Annotated in this window: 3 protein-coding genes and 2 pseudogenes; 3 read left to right on the forward strand and 2 right to left on the reverse strand. The window is 70.2% G+C overall.

What is annotated here, in order from left to right:
- Positions 1 to 284, forward strand: a pseudogene (locus G3I65_RS42315) (ATPase); the annotation flags it as partial.
- Positions 285 to 304: 20 nt separating this feature from the next.
- Positions 305 to 1,390, forward strand: a complete 1,086-nt coding sequence (locus tag G3I65_RS42320; RefSeq protein WP_163046847.1) for an ArsA family ATPase — start codon at positions 305 to 307, stop codon at positions 1,388 to 1,390.
- A gap of 85 nt (positions 1,391 to 1,475) precedes the next feature.
- Here G3I65_RS42320 and G3I65_RS42325 read toward each other — a convergent pair whose 3' ends face one another.
- On the reverse strand, positions 1,476 to 1,772 hold the full coding sequence (locus tag G3I65_RS42325) for a WhiB family transcriptional regulator (protein ID WP_125308331.1): 297 nt from the start codon (positions 1,770 to 1,772) through the stop codon (positions 1,476 to 1,478).
- Between the two features lie 344 nt (positions 1,773 to 2,116).
- On the opposite strand from G3I65_RS42325, the gene G3I65_RS42330 reads away from it, so the two are divergent.
- Entirely contained in the window at positions 2,117 to 4,291 is a 2,175-nt protein-coding gene (locus G3I65_RS42330; protein ID WP_309235976.1) for a transglycosylase domain-containing protein, read from the forward strand.
- Between the two features lie 39 nt (positions 4,292 to 4,330).
- Here the strand turns inward: G3I65_RS42330 and G3I65_RS42335 are convergent.
- A pseudogene (locus G3I65_RS42335) lies at positions 4,331 to 5,267 on the reverse strand (serine/threonine protein kinase); the annotation flags it as partial.

Raw genomic sequence — 5,267 nt, forward strand, 5'->3', positions numbered from 1 at the left:
CGGCGCGGTCGGTGACCGCCGCCGCTGATGGCCGCGTCGACGCTTCCCGCGTCCGCGACGGGCTCGCGACGGCCGGGCTGAAGCTGCCGCAGGAGACCCTGGACGCGCTGGTCGACGAGACCGTCGAGCACGCCGTGCGCGTCGCCGCCGAGCAGCGGGCGCGCGAGCAGCTCGCCGAGGCCGACCTGCCCACCCTCGAACTGCCGGACCTGACCGACGGCGTCGACGTCGCGGCCCTCTACGACCTGGCCGAGGCCCTGACCGACCAGGGGGTGCGGGTGTGACCACCATCGACATCGACGCGATGCTCGACGACGAGGAAAGCCGCGTGATCGTCTGCTGCGGCTCCGGCGGCGTCGGCAAGACGACCACGGCCGCGGCGCTGGCCCTGCGCGCGGCCGAGCGCGGGCGGCAGACGGTGGTGCTGACCATCGACCCCGCGCGCCGGCTCGCCCAGGCACTTGGGCTGCGCGAACTCGGCAACCACCCGAAGCAGGTGCAGGTCGAAGGGTTCGAGCCCAAGGGCGAGCTGTGGGCGATGATGCTCGACATGCGCCGCACCTTCGACGACATGGTGCGCGTGCACGCCGGCCCGGAACGCGCCGAGCAGCTGCTGAAGAACCCCTTCTACCAGACCATTTCCACGTCGTTCTCCGGCACGCAGGAGTACATGGCGATGGAGAAGCTGGGCCAGCTCGCGGCGACCGGCGACTGGGACCTGATCATCGTGGACACCCCGCCGAGCCGGTCCGCTTTGGACTTCCTGGACGCGCCGACGCGGCTGTCGTCCGCTTTGGACGGCCGGATGATCCGCCTCCTGACCGGCCCGGCGAAGGCCGGCGGCTGGGGCCTGCGCAAGGTCGTCAACGCGGGGTTCTCGATGTTCGCCAAGGCGGTGTCGACGATCATCGGCGGCCAGCTGCTGACCGACGCGTCGGCGTTCATGCAGGCCTTCGACAGCATGTTCGGCGGCTTCCGCGAGCGCGCCCGCAAGACGGCCGAGCTGCTGCGCTCGTCCGGGACGTCGTTCCTCGTGGTGGCCGCGCCGGAGCCGGACGCGCTGCGCGAGGCGTCCTACTTCGTCGAGCGGCTGTCGTCGGAGTCGATGCCGCTGGCCGGGCTGATCGCGAACCGGACGCACCCGGTGCTGGCGTCGCTGTCGGGCGCGGAGGCACTGGCCGCGGCCGAGACGCTGCAGAACGCGCCGCTGGCCGAGGCGGTGCTGCGGCTGCACGCCGACCGCGTCGACCTGGCCGCGCGCGAGGAGCGGCTGCTCGCGCGGTTCACCCGGGCGCACCCCGAAGTGGCGCTGGCCCGGGTGCCCGCGCTGGCCGGTGACGTGCACGACCTGGACGGCCTGCGCGACATCGGCGTGAAGCTCGCCGGCTGACTCGCCGCGTCGCCAGATGACGTGAATGACTCATTCATGTCGTCCGGCGACATGAATGAGTCATTCACGGCGTTCGTGCCGGGCCTCAGCCGACCTCGACCCGCTCCAGCGCGTCGCGCTTGGCCGCTTCCAGCAGGTCCGCCCAGCTCTCCACGTCGGGGCGGCGGCGCAGCAACGCCCGCCGTTCCCGTTCGGTCATGCCACCCCAGACCCCGAAGTTGATGCGGCCGTCGAGTGCTTCGGCGAGGCATTCCGTGCGGACCGGGCAGCCCAGGCACACGGCCTTGGCCCGGTTCTGCTCGGCACCCCGGACGAACAGGCCGTCCGGATCGGCGTCCCGGCAGGACGCGTTGATTCGCCAGCTCGACTGGTTGGTTTCCATACCCCCAGCTCCCTACCCTGGTGATCGACGCACCAGCGGGGAAAGGCACTGCGCTCTCTGCCCCCGCGAGCGTGTCTCCCTCAGCTCACGTCGGTTACCCGGGCACCTCCCCGGTGCCGGTGCCGCCGAACGGAGCAGGCGAGCTCCCACTCGCGTTGATCCATCCGACGGCTTTTCTTCGTGAGACGTTGACGGACTGTAGGGGCCTTCGGTTCCCCCCGTCGAGACCTAGAATGCCTTCCGTTACCAGATGTCACTGAAGGGGGTCGGTTTTGTCACTGAATTCACACTTGCGGAGACAGGGCGTCACCGTCGCCTGACTCGTTCCGGGTAGCCTGGCCCTCGTGCGAAAAGCGGATGGTTTGTTCAAGCTCATCGGCCTCTGCCTGCTCGCCGGGGTGCTCGTCGCCGGCATGCTCTTCCCGGTCGTGGGGGCGGCCGGTGTCATGTCCAACCAGGCCAGCGAGACGGTGGAGAAGACGTCGTCGGACCTCGCCGACATCCCGCCACCGCTGGTGACGACGGTCACCGACAGCACCGGGAAGCCGATCGCGACCCTGTACGACCAGTACCGGCTGCCGGTCAACGAGACCCAGATCAACGAAGCCATGAAGTGGGCGCTGGTCTCGGTCGAGGACAAGCGGTTCTACGACCACCACGGCGTCGACTGGCAGGGCACCCTGCGCGCGGCCGTCAGCAACAGCACCGGCGCGGACACCCAGGGTGCCTCGACGCTGACCCAGCAGTACGTCAAGAACTACCTGATCAACGTCGTCTACCGGACCGACCAGGTCGGCCAGAAGAAGGCCCAGGAGCAGTCGATCGCCCGCAAGCTCAAGGAAGCGCGGATCGCGATCCAGCTCGAGACGAAGCTGACCAAGCAGCAGATCCTCGCCGGCTACCTCAACATCGTCGAGTTCTCCCGGCAGATCTACGGGATCGGCGCCGCCGCGCACGCGTACTTCAACACCACGCCGGAGAAGCTGACCGTGCCGCAGGCCGCGTTGCTGGCCGGCCTGGTGAACAACCCGATCAACAACGACCCGTGGAAGCACGCGGACAAGGCGACCGCACGCCGCAACCTGGTCCTCGACCGGATGGTCGAGAACAAGAAGCTGGCGAAGGCCGACGCCGACCGCTTCAAGGGCGAGCCGCTGGGCGTGGTCCCGGACTTCCCGGCGAAGCCGCCGGCCAACTGCATCGGCGCGGGCCCGGAGGCCGGGTTCTTCTGCCAGTACGTCGAGGACTACCTGCTCAAGTCCGGGATGACGAAGGACCAGCTCTACACCGGCGGCTACACGATCAAGAGCACGCTGGACGAGCGCGCCAATCACGAGGCGAAGGTCTCGGCCGAAGCGCAGGTCGACAAGACCCAGAAGTACGTCGCGAACACGCTGTCGCTGATCAGACCGGGCAAGAACCGGCACGAGGTGGTCGCGCTGGCCGCGAACCGCGACTACGGCCAGGACCAGGACGCCGGGCAGACGACGTACGCGCTGCCCGCGGGCGTCTACAACACCGGCGGCGCGGGGTCGACGTTCAAGATCTTCACGTCGGCGGCCGTGCTCGACAAGGGCATCGCGGGGATCTACTCGCCGGTCGACATGCCGGACTCCTACACGTCGCACGTGTTCTCGACCGGCAAGGGCGGCTGCAGCACCACGCCGACCGGGAAACCCGCCACGTACTGGTACTGCGTCGGCAACGCGGGCGACTACAGCCGGGTGGGCGCCAACGCGACGCTCCAGACCGCGCTGGCGACGTCCCCGAACACGACGTTCGTGGCGCTGGAGGACAAGCTCGGCAGCACCGGCCCGGCCATCGACATGGCGAGGCGGCTCGGCCTGCGCGACACGATGGCGAGCAACACCGGCGGCGGCCCGGTCGACCCGAACGTCAAGGGCAAGAGCCAGAGCCAGGCGGAGGCGTACGGTCCCAACGGGAACAGCCCGGGCTACGGCGCGTTCACGCTCGGGTTCAGCCCGGTGAGCGGCCTGGAGATGGGCAACGTCGCCGCGACGCTCCTCTCCGGCGGCGTCTGGTGCCCGCCGACCCCGATCGCCGGGGTCAGCGACCGCAACGGCCAGCCGGTGCCGGTCAAGGAAGCGCCGTGCGAGCAGGCCGTGCCCGAAGGCCTGGCGAACACCCTCGCCGTCGGCATGAGCAAGGACGACCAGCCGGGCGGCACGTCGGCCAAGGCCGCCGCCGACGTCGGCTGGAACCGCCCGATGATCGGCAAGACGGGCACGACCCAGGGCAACGTCTCGGCGGCGTTCGTCGGCGGCACCCCGCAGCTGGCGGGCGCGGCGATGACCTTCAAGTTCGGCGGCGGCCAGGGCGGTATCTGCGACGCCGGCCCGGGCAACGTCCGCGTCTGCGGCGGCGGGGGGAACATCTTCGGTGGCAAGGCTCCGGCGCGGACGTGGTTCGGCGCGATGAAGAACATCATGGACGCGAGCCAGCCGGTGATGGAGCTACCGCAACCGGATCCGCAGTACATGGGCGGCGGGGCCCGGTAACGCCGCCAGGAGGGCCCGCGGGAAACCGCGGGCCCTTCTTCAGTTCTTCGGCATCTCCGACAGGACTTCGGTGTTCCACCACTGGTAGAGCTTGTCCAGCTCGTCGTTGGTCGTCACCTTGGTGGAAAGCAGGATGCCCGCCACCAGCGTCTGCTTCTCCGTCCACACCAGCTGGGCCGGGTCGCCGAGGAAGCACGTGAGGTACTCGCCCGGGACCGGGTTCGGGACCTCCGCGCGGTAGTACGTGCCCCAGATCTTCGGGTACTTGTCCGGCCGGCACGCGCCTTGGGCGTCGTTGCGGGTGAGTCCTTGCGTCTTCACGATGTCCTGGAAGAACGCGTCCATCGCCGCCGCGTCCGGGAAGCGGAGGAACCTCGCGCCGGTCGGCTGCTGGAACACCACGTTGCCGATCTTGACGTCGCCGACGTTCGAGTCCGTGCACTCGGCTGCGGCGGCCGTGCCGGGTGGTGCGGCCGCGGGGACGCACGTGTATTGCTTGTAGACCGCGGGAAGCGCGTCGAAAAGCTTGCTGTCGGGCGCGGGCTTCGATTCCGAAGTGGACGGTGACGGCTCCGGTGTCGAGGGTGGCGGGGTCGAGTAGACGGTCGTCGGGATGCGCGGGCCGGGGCCGGCCGTCTGGGTGTTGTCCCTGGTCACCACGTAGGTGATCACCAGCGCGACCACGACGACGCCCGCCAGCGCGGCGCACAGCGCGATCCACCGGTTCCGCTGCGCCTTCGGCGGGCCGGGCGCGGCCGGGGCGAGCTTGCCGGACGGGCCGGTGAACCGGACGGGCTGCGGACCCGTCGGCGGTCCCGGGTACGGCCCGGTCGGCGGGCCCATCGCGGGCTGGCCAGGCTGGCCGGAGTACAGGCCCGGCGCCTGCTGGCCGCCCACCACAGCACTGCCCGTCGGCGTCGGTGGCCCTGGGTGGAGTCCGGCCCCGGTCGGCGGACCGGCCAACGTCGGCCGCGTG

Source organism: Amycolatopsis sp. SID8362, from assembly GCF_010550475.1.
In the GTDB taxonomy this organism is placed as follows: domain Bacteria; phylum Actinomycetota; class Actinomycetes; order Mycobacteriales; family Pseudonocardiaceae; genus Amycolatopsis; species Amycolatopsis eburnea.

What these genes read in the sequence shown, in the direction of transcription:
- G3I65_RS42325 (WP_125308331.1), bottom strand. Translation starts at nt 1,772, where the DNA reads ATGGAAACCAACCAGTCGAGCTGGCGAATCAACGCGTCCTGCCGGGAC.
- G3I65_RS42320 (WP_163046847.1), top strand. Translation starts at nt 305, where the DNA reads ATGCTCGACGACGAGGAAAGCCGCGTGATCGTCTGCTGCGGCTCCGGC.